The 19,998-nt window shown below is 34.2% G+C and carries 19 protein-coding genes; 18 read left to right on the forward strand and 1 reads right to left on the reverse strand.

Features of this window, described 5'->3' with window-relative positions; all coding sequences use genetic code 11:
• Positions 1 to 62 precede the first annotated feature (62 nt).
• The 5 genes from ACODSI_RS02035 to ACODSI_RS02055 all read left to right on the forward strand — a co-directional run bounded on the left by ACODSI_RS02035 (position 63) and on the right by ACODSI_RS02055 (position 5,278).
• Complete coding sequence (locus tag ACODSI_RS02035) at positions 63 to 686, forward strand: TetR/AcrR family transcriptional regulator (RefSeq protein WP_488915179.1); 624 nt, start codon at positions 63 to 65, stop codon at positions 684 to 686.
• The gene (locus ACODSI_RS02040; protein WP_488915180.1) at positions 673 to 1,980 is read left to right on the forward strand and encodes a TolC family protein; all 1,308 of its coding nucleotides are present in this window, start codon (positions 673 to 675) and stop codon (positions 1,978 to 1,980) included. Before ACODSI_RS02035 ends, ACODSI_RS02040 begins: the two co-directional genes overlap by 14 nt.
• A 7-nt stretch (positions 1,981 to 1,987) precedes the next feature.
• A complete protein-coding gene (locus ACODSI_RS02045; RefSeq protein ID WP_488915181.1) occupies positions 1,988 to 3,067 on the forward strand; it encodes an HlyD family secretion protein in 1,080 nt (359 codons plus the stop codon).
• Positions 3,068 to 3,192: 125 nt separating this feature from the next.
• Positions 3,193 to 4,770, forward strand: coding sequence for an MDR family MFS transporter (locus ACODSI_RS02050; RefSeq protein ID WP_488915182.1), 1,578 nt, complete (start codon positions 3,193 to 3,195; stop codon positions 4,768 to 4,770).
• A gap of 160 nt (positions 4,771 to 4,930) precedes the next feature.
• Positions 4,931 to 5,278 carry a hypothetical protein gene (locus ACODSI_RS02055; RefSeq protein ID WP_488915183.1) on the forward strand — a complete coding sequence of 116 codons (348 nt, stop codon included), beginning with the start codon at positions 4,931 to 4,933 and terminating at the stop codon, positions 5,276 to 5,278.
• 1 nt (position 5,279) lies between these two features.
• On the opposite strand, the gene yaaA is transcribed toward ACODSI_RS02055, so the two are convergent.
• Positions 5,280 to 6,041 (reverse strand): peroxide stress protein YaaA, encoded by a 762-nt coding sequence (gene yaaA / locus ACODSI_RS02060; RefSeq protein ID WP_488915184.1) that lies wholly within the window; start codon positions 6,039 to 6,041, stop codon positions 5,280 to 5,282.
• A 152-nt stretch (positions 6,042 to 6,193) separates the two neighbouring features.
• Between yaaA and ACODSI_RS02065 the strand changes: the two genes are divergently transcribed.
• The 13 genes from ACODSI_RS02065 to ACODSI_RS02125 all read left to right on the forward strand — a co-directional run bounded on the left by ACODSI_RS02065 (position 6,194) and on the right by ACODSI_RS02125 (position 19,960).
• The gene (locus ACODSI_RS02065) at positions 6,194 to 6,949 is read left to right on the forward strand and encodes a DUF2695 domain-containing protein (RefSeq protein ID WP_488915185.1); all 756 of its coding nucleotides are present in this window, start codon (positions 6,194 to 6,196) and stop codon (positions 6,947 to 6,949) included.
• Positions 6,949 to 7,338 carry an SMU1112c/YaeR family gloxylase I-like metalloprotein gene (gloA2, locus tag ACODSI_RS02070; protein ID WP_488915186.1) on the forward strand — a complete coding sequence of 130 codons (390 nt, stop codon included), beginning with the start codon at positions 6,949 to 6,951 and terminating at the stop codon, positions 7,336 to 7,338. Before ACODSI_RS02065 ends, gloA2 begins: the two co-directional genes overlap by 1 nt.
• Positions 7,339 to 7,381: 43 nt before the next feature.
• A complete protein-coding gene (locus tag ACODSI_RS02075; protein WP_488915187.1) occupies positions 7,382 to 8,344 on the forward strand; it encodes a lipid A deacylase LpxR family protein in 963 nt (320 codons plus the stop codon).
• Positions 8,345 to 8,443: 99 nt separating this feature from the next.
• Entirely contained in the window at positions 8,444 to 8,989 is a 546-nt protein-coding gene (locus ACODSI_RS02080; RefSeq protein ID WP_488915188.1) for an IS1096 element passenger TnpR family protein, read from the forward strand.
• 74 nt (positions 8,990 to 9,063) lie between these two features.
• Positions 9,064 to 9,423: a four helix bundle protein gene (locus ACODSI_RS02085; protein ID WP_488915189.1), complete on the forward strand. Its 360-nt coding sequence runs from the start codon at positions 9,064 to 9,066 to the stop codon at positions 9,421 to 9,423.
• A 44-nt stretch (positions 9,424 to 9,467) separates the two neighbouring features.
• Entirely contained in the window at positions 9,468 to 10,526 is a 1,059-nt protein-coding gene (locus ACODSI_RS02090) for a nucleoid-associated protein (protein WP_488915190.1), read from the forward strand.
• Between the two features lie 177 nt (positions 10,527 to 10,703).
• Complete coding sequence (locus ACODSI_RS02095) at positions 10,704 to 12,494, forward strand: hypothetical protein (RefSeq protein WP_488915191.1); 1,791 nt, start codon at positions 10,704 to 10,706, stop codon at positions 12,492 to 12,494.
• Positions 12,495 to 12,622: 128 nt separating this feature from the next.
• Positions 12,623 to 14,317, forward strand: a complete 1,695-nt coding sequence (locus ACODSI_RS02100) for a WG repeat-containing protein (protein WP_488915192.1) — start codon at positions 12,623 to 12,625, stop codon at positions 14,315 to 14,317.
• Positions 14,318 to 14,384: 67 nt separating this feature from the next.
• Positions 14,385 to 15,728 carry a DEAD/DEAH box helicase gene (locus ACODSI_RS02105; protein ID WP_488915193.1) on the forward strand — a complete coding sequence of 448 codons (1,344 nt, stop codon included), beginning with the start codon at positions 14,385 to 14,387 and terminating at the stop codon, positions 15,726 to 15,728.
• A 77-nt stretch (positions 15,729 to 15,805) separates the two neighbouring features.
• Positions 15,806 to 17,734, forward strand: coding sequence for a vWA domain-containing protein (locus ACODSI_RS02110; protein WP_488915194.1), 1,929 nt, complete (start codon positions 15,806 to 15,808; stop codon positions 17,732 to 17,734).
• Positions 17,731 to 18,984, forward strand: coding sequence for a dihydroorotase (locus tag ACODSI_RS02115; protein ID WP_488915195.1), 1,254 nt, complete (start codon positions 17,731 to 17,733; stop codon positions 18,982 to 18,984). The genes ACODSI_RS02110 and ACODSI_RS02115 overlap by 4 nt, the downstream gene beginning before the upstream one ends.
• Positions 18,984 to 19,310 (forward strand): magnetosome magnetite crystal formation protein family, encoded by a 327-nt coding sequence (locus tag ACODSI_RS02120; RefSeq protein ID WP_488915196.1) that lies wholly within the window; start codon positions 18,984 to 18,986, stop codon positions 19,308 to 19,310. Before ACODSI_RS02115 ends, ACODSI_RS02120 begins: the two co-directional genes overlap by 1 nt.
• 11 nt (positions 19,311 to 19,321) lie before the next feature.
• Positions 19,322 to 19,960, forward strand: coding sequence for an alpha/beta hydrolase (locus ACODSI_RS02125; protein ID WP_488915197.1), 639 nt, complete (start codon positions 19,322 to 19,324; stop codon positions 19,958 to 19,960).
• Positions 19,961 to 19,998 lie beyond the last annotated feature (38 nt).

Here is a 19,998-nt window from a genome sequence, read left to right on the forward strand (position 1 = left end):
ACAAACGTTTGATTTAAACAAATGTTTAATTTTGTACTCGATTTTTAAACTAAAAATTAGTAATGGAATTTAACGATAAACAAATAGAGATTCTTCAAGTTGCCGAACAGCTTTTTGCTGAAGAAGGTTTTGACGGAACCTCTGTTCGAGAAATAGCGAAAATCGCCAATATTAATGTGGCCATGATTTCGTATTATTTTGGTTCAAAAGAAAAGCTTTTAGAATCAATTGTGTTGCACCGAATAGGCAGTATGGGATTGCGACTTGAGAACTTACTTAACGAAGACATCTCTCCTATTTCCAAAATTGAAGAGATCATTAAATATTATATTATTCAAGTAAATCAAAACAAACATATCCACCAAATTGTCCAAAATGAAATCACAAACAAAAAACGTGAAATAAATTTTGAATCATTTACCGCTTTAAAAAAGAACAACTTAAAGTTAGTTGAAAGCATCGTAAAAGAAGGTCAAGAAAAAGGAATGTTCAGAAAAGATGTCAATGTAGCGCTTTTCTCACCAATGATTATTGGATCGCTAATTTATTTCAACATGAATAAAGCATTGTACAGTGATTTATTTGGATTAAAAAGCGATGAAGATTTCAACAACTATATCAAAAATGATTTTACAAATCACATTCAAAAAACCATCAAAGCCCTACTTATCTATGAAGACAAATAAAATTATAACGCTCTCTTTTTTTCTATTGAGCATTACTTTAGGTTTTGCACAACAGAAAAAAACCATGTCCCTTAAAGATGCCATTTCATTGGTAATTGCTAATAGTAATGAAGCCGTTTTAGCCAATACTAAAGTCGCAACATCGCAATTGGAATTGGAAACCATGAAAAATAACCAGTATCCAACGGTTAAAGCATCTGGCCAATACATGCGATTGACCAATGCTAATGTAAAATCCAATTTGGGTGGTTCGGGTGCTGGCCCTGAAGTAAGTCAGCTATTACTTGGACAAGCTTCTGTTTCAATGCCTATTTTTAGTGGTTTCAAACTTAGAAACAGTATTGCTGCTTCCGAAAATTTATACAAAGCGCAAACTTTTTCGGCCTCACATACCAAAGAAGAATTGGCTCTTGAAACCGTTTCATTATTTGCATCACTATACAAATCGCAAGAAATGGTAAAGCTATTTCAAGAAAATTTAAAAAGTGCGCAACAACGCACCAAAGACTTCTCGGCCATGGTTGACAACGGATTACTCGCAAGAAATGATTTGTTAAAAGCACAATTGCAAGAATCTAATATTCAACTTTCACTAGACAGTGCGATTAAAAATGTAAATGTGGTAAATTACCAACTAGTTACTCTATTGCGCTTGCCAGAAGGCACAATTATCGACATTGATATCAATGCCATAAAAAGCGATATGGCTAAAAACCAATTAACCGCTACCAACGGTCAACGCAACGATTTAGAAGCGTTAAATTTTCAAAAAAATGCCTCTGAAGCTGGAATAAAAATCGCCAAAGCTGGGTATTATCCATCGCTTTCATTATCTGCGGGATACATTGCCTTAGATTTAAAAAATACCTTAACAGTTACCAACGCTATGAACTTCGGAGTTGGTTTTAATTACGATTTGTCTTCTATTTTCAAAAATGGAAAAGAAGTGAAATTAGCCAAAAGCAAAGCCGAGCAAACTACACAAGCCGTTGCTATTTTAACCGATAAAATAAAAGAGGAAACACAAGAGGCACAAGAAAACTACAATCTTTCCTTGAAGCAAAATAAAGTGTACGCTTTAGCAGTAGAACAATCGGATGAAAATTTCAGAATTGTAAAAGACAAATACGACAACAGTTTATCAACTACTAACGATCTTTTAGAAGCCGACGTTCAACAATTACAAAGCAAAATCAACTTAGCTTTATCGCAAGCCGACATCGCATTAAAATACTATCAATTACAATACGCATCTGGAAAATTAATCAACTCATTCAACTTATCTACTAAATAATAATACCATGGAAAAGACTCAAACTAATAAAAAATTCATTTTCATCTTTGCCGCTCTAATCCTTCTTGGAGGAAGTTATGGCGTTTTCAAATACCTGCATTCTTTGGCACACGAATCGACTGATGATGCTCAGATTGAAAAAAACATGAACCCGATTATCCCTAGAGTAGCCGGCTATGTGACCAAAGTATATGTAAAAGACAATGATTTTGTTAAAAAAGGCGATACCTTATTTACCATTGACAACAAAGATTATTTGGTGCGAATCGAAGAAGCGAAAGCCGCTTTAATCGCCGCAGAAAGCAGTTATGAAGCTTCTAAAGCTGATATTGGAACTGCTCAAGCAAATGTTTCGGTTTCGGATGCCAATGTGCAATCGGCTGGAGGAAACATTGAAACGGCTAAAATCAGATTGAATAGAGCTTCTAACGATTTTGATCGTTATGCCAATTTGTATAAAAATCATTCGATTACCAAACAACAATTCGAACAAGCAGAAGCCGCAAAATTAGAAGCGCAAAGTCAATTAAGAATTTTGCAAGAGCAACAAAAAGCCAGTGCTTTTCAAAAAAATGTAGCGTCAGCTAGAACGAATGTATCTAACAAACAAGCTGAAGTAGCTTCTTCTAATATTAAAAGAGCTCAAGCGGTTTTAGCCGCTGCTGAACTTAACTTAAGTTATACCGTAGTAACTGCAGCTATTGACGGACAAGTCTCTAAAATTTCAATTCAACCTGGACAATTTTTACAACCTGGACAATCGTTGTTTTACATCATCAACAATTCAGAAGCATGGGTAACCGCTAACTTTAAAGAAACACAATTAAACAAGATGGTTGTGGGACAAAAAGTAACCATCAAAGTAGATGCCTATCCAGATACCGATTTCAACGGAACTGTAGCTAGCTTTTCCCCAGCAACTGGTGCACGATTCTCTATTTTGCCTCCAGATAATGCTACCGGTAACTTTGTGAAAACAATTCAACGTTTACCCGTAAAAATTTCTATAGACACTGATAATGATGTTGAAAAAATAAAATTATTACGACCAGGAATGAATGTTGACGTTGATGTTCATATTAAGTAATTTTAGATATTAGATTTTAGATATTAAATATACTAAAGAGAAAATTTAGTTCTTTTTAAAGTTATTATATATCTGAATTCTATTATTAAAAATCTAACATCTAATATCAAAAATCTAATATCAATATGGTACAAGCTGACGATTTAGTAGAATACGGCTTTAGAAGGGTTATTATCACCATAACAGCAGTAATGTGTGCATTATTGGAGATTGTTGACACCACTATTGTAAACGTAGCGCTAACCAACATGAGAGGAAGCCTTGGCGCTACACTTACCGATGTGGCTTGGGTTATTACCGCCTATGCCATTGCTAACGTAATTGTAATTCCAATGACCAGTTGGTTATCACAACAATTTGGTCGCCGTAATTACTTTGCGGTTTCCATTATTATTTTTACAGTATCTTCTTTCCTGTGTGGAAACGCTACAAACATTTGGGAACTGGTAGCATTTCGATTTGTGCAAGGTCTTGGTGGTGGTGCTTTATTAGTAACGGCTCAAACCATAATCACCGAAAGTTATCCCGTAGCCAAACGTGGAATGGCGCAAGCTATTTACGGTATGGGTGTAATTGTGGGACCAACATTAGGTCCGCCATTAGGTGGATACATCGTCGATCATGCTTCGTGGCCATTCATCTTTTACATTAATATTCCCATCGGAATTATTGCAGCAATATTGACTTTAACTTTCGTTAGAAGTCCGAAATACGGAGAAAAACTCAAAGTCAATCAAGTCGATTGGTGGGGCATTTTATTTTTAATATGCTTTATTGGTTCGTTACAATTTGTATTAGAACACGGTCAGCAAGACGATTGGTTCAATAACGAATTGATTGTAACATTAAGTGTAGTATCATTATTTGGTTTATTGGCTTTCATTTGGAGAGAAATGACCTATAAACATCCTATTGTAAATCTTGGTGTTTTAAAAGATGGAAATCTACGTATTGGAATTTTAATGTCCTTCATTATGGGGTTTGGATTGTATGGTTCAACTTTAATAATTCCGATTTACACCCAATCTATTTTGGGTTGGACGGCTACTGATGCGGGTTTACTTCTAATTCCGGGCTCCATAACCACAGCCATCATGATGCCTTTTATTGGTAAAATGATTCAAAAAGGCGTGCCACAAGGCTATATGGTTGCTGGAGGATTTCTAGTATTTTTCTTATTCACCTTTTGGATGCACAACGTAATGACGCCCGACACTGGTGTAGAACATTTTTTCTGGCCCTTAATTTTGAGAGGCGTTGGCTTGGGATTGTTATTTGTACCCATCACCACTTTATCGCTTTCTACCTTACAAGGAAAAAACATTGGAGAAGGCGCTGCTTTTACCGGAATGATGCGCCAGTTGGGTGGTTCTTTTGGTATCGCAATCATCACTACATACATCACACGATTGACTCAAAAACATCGAGTAGATTTGATTCCGCACTTAGACGGTAGCCGATTGGAAGTGCAACAACGCATTTTGGCATTGCAAAGAGGTTTTATGTCGAAAGGATTTGCTGAAAATGAAGCGCTGAAAAAAGCACATCAAGTAATAGAATTTTCTATTTTTAAACAAAGTACCGTATTGTCTTACATGGATATTTTTATGTATTTAGGATTATTGTTTTTATGTTGTATTCCGATTATACTTTTGATTAAAAGAGGGAAAAACAAAATAAACCCTGCAGACGCAATGCATTAAATTTGGTTAATTAAATTGTTGGTTAAAAACTCTGAAGTATCACACTTTGGAGTTTTTTGTTTTGTACCGTTATAAGTTATCAACAAAATAACCAAAATAAAATATAATTAATTACATTTGATTGAAAACTAATCTGTTATAAATTATAAACCACTAGATTATGGGACTTTTTGGTAATTCTGATAAAAAAATTATTGCTGAACTTTGCAAAAAAAGTGAAGACATAAGTAAAGACCTTACGAACGAAATTGATGAACTGCTAGTGGAATTGAAAACCGACTATGAGGAGAATAGCAAAGTAGTTAACGAATTTCACGATTTTGTCAACGAAATCAAAACTAAACTGGCTCCAGAAGATGCTTCCAAGCTACTTGAATTCTCTTCCAAATTAACCAAAGTGAAGCGTTGTGCCAAAAAAGGTGTAGAAGCCATGAGAGAACTATCTCGCGACCAACGCAAAGCAACACGAGAAACTCTTAGGGAATATCAAGAATATCTGTATATTTAATTTATCGAGTAAAAACGAGTTTGTTCCCTTGGCTCAAATTGGCATCAAACGCATAACCTTCATAGTTAAAGCCTTTTAAATCTTCAATTGTTTCAGCATGGGTGTCGATAATGTAGCGCACCATCATGCCTCTAGCCTTTTTGGCAAAAAAACTTATCATCTTAAGTTTGCCGTCTTTGTAATCTTTAAATTCAGGTGTAATGACTGGCACTTTTAATTTTTTTACATCTACGGCATCAAAATATTCATTGCTGGCTAAATTGACAAACAATTCGTCTTTAGCAAGTTGGTCATTCAATTCTTTGGTTATGGTTTTTTTCCAAAATTCATAGAGGTTTTTGTTCTTGCCGATTGGTAGCTTAGTTCCCATTTCTAGACGATACGGCTGAATTAAATCAAGTGGTTTTAGCAAGCCATACAAACCTGACAGGATGCGAAGTTTGTCTTGCAAAACATTTATTTTGTCTTCTGAAAGTGAATAAGCATCCAAACCGATATACACATCACCACTAAAAGCATAAATCGCCTGACGTGCATTTTCAGGAGCAATTTCAGCCACATTTCGCTCTTGATTGCGTTGCCAATTTAATTCGGCTAACTTATCCGAAATATCCATCAATTCCATTAATTGTTTGGGTTTCTTTTTCTTTAAAACCTTATCAATACTCGTCGATTGTTTCACAAAATCATATTCTGTGTACAAATTTGTTGGCAACTGACTTTCAAAATCTAACGATTTGGCTGGTGATATAACGATTTTCATAACTTAATTTTAGTGATTTCTTTGGAATTTGCTAACAAATTAGCTCGAGTCAAAAATACAAATTCCAAAACAAAAGTAAATACGTTAAAATGATTAGTTTCGATTTTACTATCAGCATTATTTATTATTTTTACTTTTAAATTTTAGTAAATATGGACAAAAAAGAACGCCTTAAACTGCTTGATGACATACAAGAAAAAGAACTACAAGAGTTCAGAGCTAATCTTCCATTTGACGAAAAATATTTTCCAAAATTATTTGATTTTGTAGATCAAAAAATATCCAACTCCAACTGTACAAACGATTATAAGTTTACCGAAATCTTTTGTAAAAAAAACAAACTCGATTTTGAAAAACTAACCAATTGGTTGAAAAACGACGATAACGGCTATTACTGCGATTGCGAAGTTTTAAATTTGGAAGACGCCTTTCAATACCTCGCTCCAAAGAAAAAAATTATAATTAAAGAAAAGGATTGGTCCATTCGAAAATTATCTAGTTTACAAACTGATTTTGGATTTCATATTACCAAAACAGAAACCCCATGGCATCTAAAAGAAATCACCAAAAAAAATGAAATAAGCTATGTTTTTCAAATTGGAAAAAAAGAAGGACACATGGTTTCATTATTGAATTCATGGGATTCAGCACATTTTTTTAACGATGATTTTTTGAAAAATGATTACACCAGCACCACTGCATTAGAACATGATTTAGATTTTGTAATCACTCGTGAAGTGTATAAAAATTTTGAATATGTCACTGTAAAAACTATTCGTTGGGCAACTATTCTGATGTATTTTAAACCCCAACAAAGCATTAATTGGGTATTGAAATTACAAACTGAAGTAGCTCGTCAAAGAGTCGATTTAAAAGAATTTTATAAAATATTAGACGCTATTATTTAATGTTACACCTCAACAAAATACACCACATCGCCATACTTTGTTCCAATTATGAAGTGTCGAAACGCTTTTATACTGAAATTTTAGGATTACAAATTATTCAAGAAATCTACCGAAAAGAACGCGATTCCTATAAATTAGATTTGGCTTTGAACGATACTTATTGCATCGAGTTGTTCTCCTTTCCCAATCCGCCCAAACGCGTATCGAATCCCGAAGCAACTGGCTTGCGGCATTTAGCTTTTGAAGTGAATGATATTGAAGCAACTCGAAATTATATTCTAAACTATACTCTTTTTGCCGAAGAAATTCGAACAGACGAACATACCAACAAGCGTTTTTTCTTCATGAGCGACCCAGACGATTTACCTATTGAGTTTTATGAAATGTAACTAATTTTCAAACTTTTACACTACCGTTTTCGTACATCAAAGTATGAAAAAATCACTTACACTATTTTTATTTTTAATAATAGTACCAAATTTTCTATTAGCCCAAAAAATAGACAATATGGCTTCTTTTAGAGATATAAAAAGCACTAGTTATTTCCGATTTAATTACGATAACGACTATTTTGCTTCCACCGATCAAAACTACACCCAAGGTTATAATTTTGAATTGGTTTCTCCAACTTTAAAGAAAAATCCAATCAATTATTTTTTTTTCAAACCAAAATTCAGCGAATTAAAATACGGCTTATCTATTGAACACATTGGGTACACTCCAGATAACATTAAAAGTACAGAAATTCAATTTGGCGATCGACCATTTGCAGCAGCAATAATGCTAAAAAGTTTTTCAATTGCAACAGATACCCACCAAAAATCTAGATTTATTTCTTCATTAAACATAGGACTAATTGGACCTGGCGCTTTTGGAAAAGAAATGCAAGTTGCCATTCACAAAGCCACAGGAAACACAATTCCTGGAGGTTGGCAAAATCAAATTAAAAATGATCTTGTACTGAATTATGAAGTCAGTTATGAAAAACAAATTCTTAGTTTAGAAAACATTCTATCATTACAAACAAATACTCATCTTCAACTTGGAACCTTATTTACCAATGTTTCATTAGGAATGAATGCTACTTTAGGAATAATAAATGTACCTTTTTCTCCATTGAAAAATAAAAATAAGTTCGAGCTGTATCTGTATTCACAACCTCTTTTAAATATTATTGGATATGACGCCACACTTCAAGGCGGATTATTTAATGCAAATAGTCCATACACCATTTCAGCAGGACAAATAGAACGCTTTACCGCTCAAAATAACTACGGAATCATTCTTCAAACCCGCAGTATGTATTTTGAATACTCAAGAACTATGATTACACGAGAATTCCTATCAGGAACTTCCGCAAAATGGGGCGGAATAAAAATCGGATTTAAATTATAAACTCAGTCTCACGCAATTAAAATCTTATCAACAATTCGTAATTCGTAATTCGTTTTTCTAATTTATATTTTACCTTTGACCTTTCAAAAAATTAGAATCATGGTTTATAAATTTAGAGTAATTCTTGATGCCGAAGAAGACATTTTTAGAGATATTGCTATCTTAGAAAATGATACTTTAGAAGATTTACACAACGCCATTGTAAATGCTTTTGGCTTTGACGGATTGGAAGTAGCATCATTCTACACGTGTGACGACACCTGGAATCAAGAAGACGAAATCCCAATGTTTGATGCAGGTGATGTTCCTGGTGAAAACAAAATAATGAGTGATTACCAATTGTCAGACATTTTACATGAAGAAAATACCAAAATCATTTATGTTTATGATTTCATCAATATGTGGACGTTCTTGGTAGAATTGGCAGCTGTTGAAGAGGCTGTTGAAGTAGGTATGGTATATCCTAACCTATTATTTTCTCACGGAGAAATGCCTGCCGAAGCCATGGAAAAACATTTTCAAGCCGATTTTGATGAAGAAGAAAGCTACAACGAATTTGAAGACGATTTAGACGAAGACGATCTGGATGCCTTTGGAAGCGATGATAGTTTTGAAGACTATGGATTTGAGGAGAATTGGAATTAATTGAGGCACTAAGGTTCTGAGAAAAAAGGTTCTAAGGTTTTTATATATTTGTTGAAATTAAAAATATACAAGCCATGAGCAACTTTAGAAAACTTATCATCTGGCAAAAAGCCATGAACTTTGTAACAAAAACCTATGACTCTACCAAAAATTTCCCTAGAGAAGAAATCTTCGGATTAACTTCACAAATTAGAAGATGTTCCGTTTCTATTCCGAGTAATATTGCAGAAGGACATGGAAGAGAAAGTAATAAGGAATACCTGCGATTTCTGAATATTTCAATCGGTTCTTTATTTGAATTACAAACCCAATTAGAAATTGCAAAAAATATAGACTATTTAAAAGAAGAGGATTTTAATGCCCTTTATGAAGATAGTCGAGAGATAGAAAGAATGTTAGTTTCCTTCATAAACAAAATTAAAGAACGAAAATAAAACCTCAGTAACTAAGAAACTTAGCTCCTTAGAACCTAAAAAATATGATTAATTTATTCAACACCCACATAGAATCGTTATCCATCCATAGAGTTGGAAATAAAAGCCGCAACGAGGCCATTTTTCTATCGGAAAATCAATACGGACTAAACGACGAAATTGTTCCTTTATTGAAGGAATATTTCTTTAAATCGTTTCGTGAGAAAGAAGAAAACTATTTCCAATTTGCCCACGAAGTCGATTTGGAGTACAACGATATGTTCAATTTGGCAACCGAAATTTTTACCGACCCAAGTACCGTACATGAGGTTTCTAAAAAAATCACCAAACACCTTTTTGAGCAATCCAACCATCCGCACATTAAAAATGGTGAGGTGTATGTAACGTATTTGACCAACGTATCAATCGACAATAATGTGGTTGATGCGATTGGTGTTTTTAAAAGTGAGTTGCGCACCGATTTCCTTCAATTTGAAGAAAAAGGCAGCAATTTAGAAATGATTCTTCAAGAAGGAATTAACTTAAACAAATTGGATAAAGGGTGTTTGATTTTTAATCACAAAAAAGAAGAAGGTTACAAAATCCTTACTATTGACAGCAACCGCTACGATGCCCGTTATTGGTTAGAGCATTTCCTATCGGTGGATGCGTTTCAAGACGAGAATTTTATGACTAAAAAATATTTGAAATTCTGTCAAGAGTTTGCTAAAGAAGTAGTTTTCCCAGCCGAAGATAAAAAACAAGAAGTGATGTTTATGAATCGTGCCGTAAATCACTTTGCGAAAAACGACAACTTCGAAGAAACGGCTTTCTTAAATGAAGTAATGGACAATCCTGATTTGATTCCGGAGTTCAAAAGCTACAAAGCCGATCGTGGTGAAAAATACAGTATTGAAGACGTAACGTCCTTCCCTATCGCGAATGCAGCGGTTTCTGATGCTCGAAAATCGATTAAAAATGTAATTAATTTAGATACCAATATTCAAATCAAATTGGATTTCATCAATCCAGAAAGTGCCGAAAAATTTGTAGAAAAAGGCTGGGACGAAGAAAAACAAATGTACTATTATCTAGTGTATTTCAACAAAGAACAAAAAAGCTAAAATACTTTCAACTAATTATATCAATCCCCATCAGTAGACTGTTGGGGATTTTTTTTGTTTTGTTAAAGATTTAGGTTTTAATTTTGTAAAGACTATCTTTATGGTGTTTACAAAATTTACAAAAAATTGCGCTTTCGTATTTGCTTTATCTTGTTGTTACTTAGCTGTCAATTTCTGATGGCCCAAAAACCTGCGCCTACAAAATCGGATACTGTTTACAAAAAAATTGATGAATTTGCACAAGACAAAAAGTTTTTCAAGTTCATACATAAGGTTATGTTTCGTAAAAAGCAAACCGTTGTAAGCTCAAAAAAAGCCAAGAAAAAAGGCATCACTCCTATACAAAAATCATTTGACAAGTACAATTGCAAAATCATCCGAAAGATAAACATTGAAACCTTAGATCCTTTTGGATATTCCGCAGAAGATACTGCTTCAAAGCCCAGAAATCAAGTAGAGCGAATAGGTAATTTTATGCATATAAAATCTAAAAATTGGACGATTCGAAACTTATTACTTTTCAAAAAAAATCAAGAATTGGATTCGTTAGTGGTAAAAGAATCGGAACGTTTAATTCGAAGTCAACGTTATGTAAGAAGTGTTATTATTAAGCCGGTTCCAATTGAAAACTGTAAAGATTCGGTAGACATTTCAATTCGCGTTTTAGATACGTGGAGTTTGATTCCAACTGGTGCTTTTTCGAGTTCAAAAGCCAACCTCGACATGACGGAGCACAACATTTTTGGTTTAGGACATGATTTCGAATTGAACTACATCAAAAGCTTCAACAATAGCACCTACAATACTTTTGCCTACGATACGAAATACACCATTCCAAATTTTAAAAATACGTTTATTAAAAGTTCGGTTTCGTCCAAAAATGACCTCAACAACAACACCTATAAAACCGCTCGAATCGACCGAACCTTCTACTCTACTTTTGTACGTTGGGCTGGCGGCATGTATTATGACTACAAAGCTTTTGCACAACCATTATTGGATGTAAACGGTGTAAGCGCTTTACAAGATTTTAAAATAAAAACCTATGAGTTTTGGGGCGGTCATTCTTTTAATGTATTTGGCAATCAATCTGATTTTGCCCGTGGAACTCACCTGATTTTTTCGGCTGGTTTCACCAATACTACCTATTTAATTAAACCCGATATTGCTTTTGATCCGATCCGATTTTTAAATTCCTCTAAATCGGTTTTGGCCACTATCGGTATATCAAGTCAACGGTTTTATCAAGACAAATACTTGTTCCGATTCGGAGTGGTTGAAGACGTGCCTTACGGAAAAGTATTCTCCTTAACTGGTGGTGCCGAGAACAAAAACAATGTTTCAAGAACGTATTTTGGTGGACGATTTTCGTATGGCGATTACTTCGACTTTGGCTATTTACAAGGCAATATTGAATGTGGAAGTTTTTTTAACAATGGAAAAACAGAACAAAAAACCATTAAAATAGAAGCTAATTATTTTACCCATTTATTCCCTGTTGGAAGTTGGAAATTCCGTCAATTTATCAAGCCTGTTTTGGTTTTAGGCAGCAACCGTTTGGATTCTCCCAAAGACCGTTTGAACCTAATTGATGTTAACGGTATTCCCGGATTTAACAGTTCGCCATTGGTAGGTACCAAAAAATTCTTGACCACATTTCAAACCCAATCCTACAATCAAAAAAGTTGGTATGGCTTTAACTTTAGTCCGTTTTTTAATTTTACAGTAGGCTTTTTAGACGATGGAAACAAAACCTTTTTTAACAACAAAATGTATTCTCAAATTGGTCTTGGCGTTTTAATCAACAACAATTATTTGGTCTTTAACAGCTTTCAGTTTTCGTTTTCCTACTATCCGTCATTACCCATTGATGGCAGTAACATCATAAAAACTAATGCCTTTCAAAATTCCTATATCAACTTTCAAGATTTTCAAATTGGACAACCTTATGTAGTGCCGTATCAGTAAATTAATTTCCTGTTAAAGTCGACTGATTTACAGAAAAATAGTTATAGTTTCACGATTCCTTTGGCAGCCTTATGAATAAAAAAGTACTTTTATTTTTCTTCTTTTCTTTGTTGATTTGCATGAAATCAATGAGTCAAGTTATTTTACCTCAAATCGAAAAGAAAGGTCCTAATACCATTTATTACAAGTTTTATAATGGTATTCAAATGATTGAAATCGATTATAATAATTATGAAAAAGCCAGGGTTGATTTTGAAGATTTCTCAAAACCCATCAATAGTATAAGACCACGAAATTACGGTCACAATACTATCATTTTAAGAAATGAAAAAGGCGAACTTTTGCATCAATACAATCTTAGAAGCGCACCTTTCAAAGCCTCCGATTTTATGGCTTGTGATAAACCCATGTTGACGCTAACGCATTTGGGGAAAATAACTTCTAATCAAGAAGCCAAATCCAATTATCCATCTTACGGAACCTACCGTTATTATGTTACCGAAAACAACAAAGCGGGTGTCATTGACACTTTAGGAAATCCGGTTTTGGACGTTATTTATGATGGCATACAATCGTATAACTACAATTACAAGATGAATTCCTTTTCCACAAGTTATGAATTTAGGGATGGTGAAAACGAAGCAATTAGCAGTTACACTATGCAACGCAACGGAAAATGGGGTTTTAAAAACGATACCATTACTATTGAACCCAAATATGAAACCCTACTTCCGTTGAAAGAAAATGTTTTGCGAGTAAAGAAAGTAAACCAATTTGGATTACTGAATTATAAAGAAGAAACACTTTTAGCGCCCATTTACGCTGATTTACTTTACAAAAATGACTTTTATCTTTACACTAAAGCGGCCATTGACAATCAAGATCAATACAACACTTTTTACGGAATTATTGATGCGCATTTTAAACTAAAAACGCAACCTATTTACAGAAATTTTGATGATATTATTGAAAATTATTACCCTTCGGGAAAGTATTGGGCTTGTAAAACCGATGGCTGTGGTGCATTAGACAAAAACGGAACTGAAATTTCGAAGTTTAACTATGGTTCGATGCCTCAAAACCCCTACAACAAGTATTATCGAACAACTAGCTTTAGAGATGGTAACAAACCCTATATTTTGAATTTAGATTTTGAAGAAATTGGAAAGGATTACGATTTAATTTATGATTGGAAAAACCTACTCTTTACTGTAAAAAAAGGCACTAAATATGGCTTGATTGATTTGAATAGTAAAGTGGTACTTCAGTGTGAGTATGACGCTATTTGGGAAACCTCTAAAAACGAATTGGGTACGCTACTAAAAGACAAAAAATATGGAGTTCTTACCAATAAAGGGATTGTTGTAATTCCGTGTACCTATGATGATTTATACTTTACTATTGATAACACCATTGTAGCAACAAGTATCAATCCAAATGACAAAAGCAATCGCGATAGAAAAGTTGGCTTACTCGATGAAAAGGGTAACCTCATGACGCCCTTTATTTATGATGAAATTGAAACCATTGATTACGGATTCTATCGTGTGAGAATTGGAGCTAAATATGGCATTTTAAACAAAGAAGGAAAAGAAATTACTCCCATAAAGTATGATGAAATTTACCGCTATCAAAACGGATTTTGCATTGCTAAAATTGATTTTGGATACGGCTACATCAATTCGAGTGGGAAAGAAATCACGCATTTCTATTATGAAAAACCAACCAATTTCAATTATGATGCCAACCATAAACTCACTGCAAAAGTCGTTCTTGCTGGAAAAGAAATCGTGATTGATGAAAATGGGAAACCGATTAAATAGAATCGATTAAAACCCAAGTTTTCCATCCCAAAAAAGAATTCCCTACCTTTGCCAAAAATACTACGCCATGAATACGTTTGAGCAATTTAATCTTCCTAAATCTTTACAAAAAGCAATTGATGATATGGGGTTGACCACACCTACTCCCATTCAAGAAAAATCGTTTTCCGTAATCATGTCAGGGCGTGATGTTATGGGAATTGCGCAAACCGGTACGGGTAAAACTTTAGCGTATTTATTACCACTTTTAAAACAATGGAAATTTGTCAATACCGATTCGGCTCGTGTGGTTATTCTAGTACCCACACGTGAGTTAGTGGTTCAAATAGTAGAAGTGATTGAAAGTTTAACCAAGTATATGTCGGTGCGAACACTGGGTATTTATGGTGGTGTAAACATCAACACACAAAAGAAAGCAGTTTACGAAGGTATCGATATTTTAGTAGGAACCCCAGGACGCACCATGGACTTAGCGTTAGATAATGTCATTCGTTTTGATTCATTACAAAAATTAGTGATTGACGAGTTTGATGAAATCTTGAATTTAGGATTTAGAACTCAAGTGACTTCCTTGTTGACCATGATGAGTGCCAAACGTCAAAACATTTTATTTTCGGCTACCATGACCGATGAAGTGGATGCCATGTTGGATGAATATTTTGAATTACCCGAAGAAGTTTCGTTAGCGGCATCGGGAACACCTATAGAAAAAATTGAACAATTGGGATATTATGCTCCTAATTTTTTGACCAAAATAAATCTGTTAAACCATCTTTTGGCCACAGACGAAAGCACTTCGCGTGTTTTAATCTTTGCTAACAACAAAAAAACAGTTGATTTAATTGCCAACAGTATTGAAGAAAATTACCCGGAACAATTTGGTGTAATTCACTCTAATAAATCGCAGAATTATCGTTTGAATACCATGGCATCATTTCAAGCAGGCGAATTGCGTGGTATTATTACTACTGATGTTATGGCACGAGGATTGGACATTTCGGATGTAACGCATGTGATCAACTTTGAGTTTACCGAAATTCCCGAACAATACATTCATAGAATTGGTAGAACCGGTCGTGCCGATAAATCGGGAACGGCTATAAGTTTTATCAGTCCGAGTGAAGAAGAAATTCAAATTCAGGCCGAAATTTTGATGGAAAAAGAACTTCAGTTTATAGATTTCCCTGAAGGCGTTGAAGTTGCCACTCGTTTATTAGAATTTGAAAAAGACAAAAAGAAAGTCAAACAACTTTTAAAACGCGTAAAAAAAGAAGGTGGAGAAGCCTTTCACGAAAAGTCTAAAAAGAACCAAAAAATCAATTTGGGTGGACCTGCTAAAACCAAGCCTAGAAAAACAGCATCGAGAAATCGTGGTGTTGAGCGCAAACGTGACGCCAAGAAGAAAAAATAGTTTTCTTTCTGAAATAGATTTATGAAATTTTTAAATCTTTAAACTTTTTGCTACTTTTGACAAATTCATAAATAGAAATGCAATTTAAACATCCAGAGCTTCTTTATTTCCTATTTTTATTGGTTATTCCAATTCTGGTGCATCTGTTTCAATTGCGCAAATTTAAAACCGAATTTTTTACCAATGTCAAGTTTTTGAAAGAATTGGCACTTCAAACACGTAAAAGTTCCAAACTCAAAAAATACTTACTTCTTGCTACTCGAATGTTATTGTTGACATTCCTTATCATTGCCTTTGCTCAACCTTTTTTTAAAGCCAAAGACAGCAAAAATGCCACCAACGAATTGTATATCGTTTTAGATAATTCGTTCAGTATGCAAGCCAAAGGACAAAAAGGCGAACTACTCAAAAGAGCCGTACAAGATTTATTAGAACATACGCCAGAAAATGCTAATTTTTCTTTAATTACTTGTTCTGAAAACTATTGGAACACCGATATTAAATCGATTCAAAAGGAATTACAGAACTTAAAATACAGTGCAGCACCTTTTCAATTGGATAATCTTTTGGCAAAAATTAAAGCTCATAAATCGGCTTTCAACAAAGATATTGTGGTCATCACCGATGCTGTTGGTTTGCAACCCAACCAAGTGAAAAGTAGTAAAGAAGATGAAAATGTATATTTCATTTTACCCGAAGCTCAAAAAACCGATAACATTGCCATCGATAGTGTTTTTATCAACCAAACCTTAGATAATTTTTATGAAATTGGGGTAAAACTAGACGCGTTTGGCGAAGATTATAAAGACATTCCAATTGCATTGTATAACAAAAACAAGTTGATTGCTAAAACGCTGGTCAATTTTGAAACCAAAAATAAAACCATCAATTTCACCATTCCGAAAGAAGATTTTCATGGCTATGTATCGATTGCTGACAACAGTTTAGAATACGACAATACCTATTATTTTAGTTTATCCAAACCACAAAAAAGCAATGTAATTAGTATTGGTGATGCTGAAAAAAGCGGATTTTTAGCTAAAATTTATACCGCAGATGAATTCAATTATACCAATTATGCTTTACAATCTCTAGATTATAATTTATTGGAAAAGCAAGATGCAATTGTCTTAAACGAATTGAAAGATATTCCGCAAGCGCTACAAACAACGTTAAAATCATTTGCTGAAAAAGGTGGTAATGTAGTGGTGATTCCGAGTGCCGAAAGTTCAGTAACCAATATGAATACCTTCTTGTCTAATTTTGGAGGCATTCAATTCAAATCATTGGGAACTACTGAAAAAATGGTGAATAAAATCAATTTTAATCATCCCTTATTTAGTGGCGTTTTTGAGAAAAAGGTGGACAACTTTCAATATCCAAAAACCAAAACTTCCTTTGAAATTAGCAATTCGGCACCAATGGTTTTAGGCTATAGCGATCAAACTTCGTTCTTGAGTGCTATTCAAAACGGCATTTCTTCGGTATATGTTTTTGCCGCACCTATTAATAAAGTCAATAGTAATTTTCAAAACTCACCAATCATTGTTCCTACTTTTTACAATATGGGACAAAATGCTCAAAAAGCTGGGATAACGGCATTGACTATTGGCGAAAACAAACCTTTTATTGTAGAGACTTTATTAGGAAAAGATGAAATTGTAAACGTAAAAAATGACAAAGAAAGTTTCATTCCAATACAACAAATATTAAATAATAAAGTAAAACTAACTTTTAACGACAATCCGAAAGAATCGGGTAATTTTAGTGTTTATAACAACAATCAACCGATAGAAAACATTAGTTTTAACTATACCAGAACCGAAAGTAATTTGGCAAATGCAAATACAGATGCCACTAAAGAATATAAAGAAATAAGCAGCGTCGATTCTATCTTTGACACACTGCAAGCCAATCGAGCCGACAATCAGCTTTGGAAATGGTTTGTTATTTTGGCTCTAGTCTTTATTACTTTAGAAGTTTTAATTCAAAAATTTGTAAAATGAAAATCATAATCCGAGAAGCCAAGATTATTGACCCAAAAAGTCCTTTTCACAACCAAGTTGTCGATGTAAAAATCAACAATGAAATCATTGAAAAGATTGGTAAAAACCTATCTCTAGAAAACGATTATGAAGAAATAAAACATCCCGATTTACACCTTTCACAAGGTTGGTTTGACAGCAGTGTATCGCTTGGAGAACCTGGTTTTGAAGACAGAGAAACCATCACCAATGGATTGCAAGTTGCTGCAAAAAGTGGTTTTACTGGAATTGCATTACAGCCCAACTCCTTTCCTATTGTTGATAACCAATCACAAATTCTATTTGTAAAACAAAAAGCGGCCAATGCAGCAACCGAATTATTTCCAATTGGCGCTTTGACCAAAAATAGCGAAGGAACCGATCTTGCTGAATTATTTGACATGAAAAATGCTGGAGCCATAGCTTTTGGGGATTACGAAAAAAGTTTGTCAAACGCCAACTTATTGAAAATCGGAATGCAATATGTACAAGATTTTAATGGATTGGTTATCGCATTCTGTCAAGATGAAAAAATAAAAGGCAATGGTGTGGCTAACGAAGGAATTGTATCCACACGATTGGGTTTAAAAGGGATTCCGAATTTGGCAGAAGAACTGATTGTAGCTCGAAATCTATTTCTTTTAGAATATACTGGTGGAAAATTACACATTCCGACTATTTCGACAGCAAAATCGGTCGAATTGATTCGTGATGCCAAAAACAAAGGATTACAGGTGACTTGCAGTGTTGCCATCCACCATTTGGTTTTAACCGATGAAAAATTAGATGGATTTGATACTCGATTCAAAGTCACTCCACCGCTGCGCACTAATAGTGACCGAATGGCTTTGATTAAAGGCGTTTTAGACAACACTATCGACGTTATTACCTCCGAACATAATCCAATAGACATTGAGCACAAAAAGATGGAATTTGATTTGGCTAAAAACGGAACCATCGGATTAGAAAGTGCTTTCGGTGCTTTATTGACGGTTTTGCCATTAGATAAAATTGTGGAAAAGTTAACAGCCGCTAGAGCATTATTTCACTTAAAATCGACTGAAATAGCCGAAGGAAACACAGCCAATATTACACTTTTTACAACAGAAAATGATTGGACTTTTTCCAAAGAAAACATACTGTCTAAATCTAAAAACTCGGCTTTTTTAGGAACAAAAATGAAAGGAAAAGCCATAGGAATTTACAATAAAGGAATCTTAATTTTAGCCTAATGGACAAACAAACTATTGACGAAGGAAAATCGGCTGCAATTATCAGTTATATTTTAATTGTAGGTGTTCTAATCGCACTATCCATGAATTCAGAAAACAAAAACAAATATGCTTCTTTCCATATTAGACAAGGATTGGGATTGACGCTAACTTTTGTTACACTAGGAATATCCATAAGCTATTTTGAGAGCATTATGGTAGCAGCACCAATGTGGATTTTTATCTCAGTTTTGACAATTTACGGCATTTTTACTGCTGCAAAAGGTGAAACTATTCCATTACCCTTATTAGGAAAATGGTATCAAAAATGGTTCAGTAATATATAAAATAAAACAGAATGACTTTACATCATTTGGTTCGCGAACCAAAAATCAAGAACGATAAAAATCCATTATTATTATTACTACACGGTTATGGCAGTAATGAAGAAGATTTGTTCTCCTTTGCGACTGAACTTCCTGAAGAATATTATGTTGTATCAGCTCGTGCACCTTATGACATGATGTACGGCAGTTATGCCTGGTATGCCATTAATTTTGATGCTGATGAAAACAAATTCTCCGATATTGGACAAGCCCAACAATCAAGAGATTTAATTGCAAATTTTATTGACGAATTGGTACTAAATTACCCTATTGATGCGGATAATGTAACGCTAATTGGATTCAGTCAAGGTTGTATTTTGAGTTATGCCGTTGCAGTTTCTTATCCCGAAAAAGTACAACGAGTTGTGGCTATGAGCGGTTATTTTAATGCCGAAATAGCAACCGAAGACTTTACCAAAAATGACTTCAGCAATTTAAAAATCTTTGCTTCTCATGGCACTGTTGATCAGGTCGTACCTGTGGATTGGTCACGAAACTCGATTCCGAAACTCAAAGAATTAGGAATTGACATTATTTATAAAGAATATCCAGTTGGACACGGCGTAGCACCACAAAACTTTTTCGATTTTAAGAATTGGTTACAGCAATAAAAAAAAGTCCCGAATGCATCGGGACTTTTTATATTATA

The sequence above is a fragment of the Flavobacterium sp. FG139 genome (genome assembly GCF_057809695.1).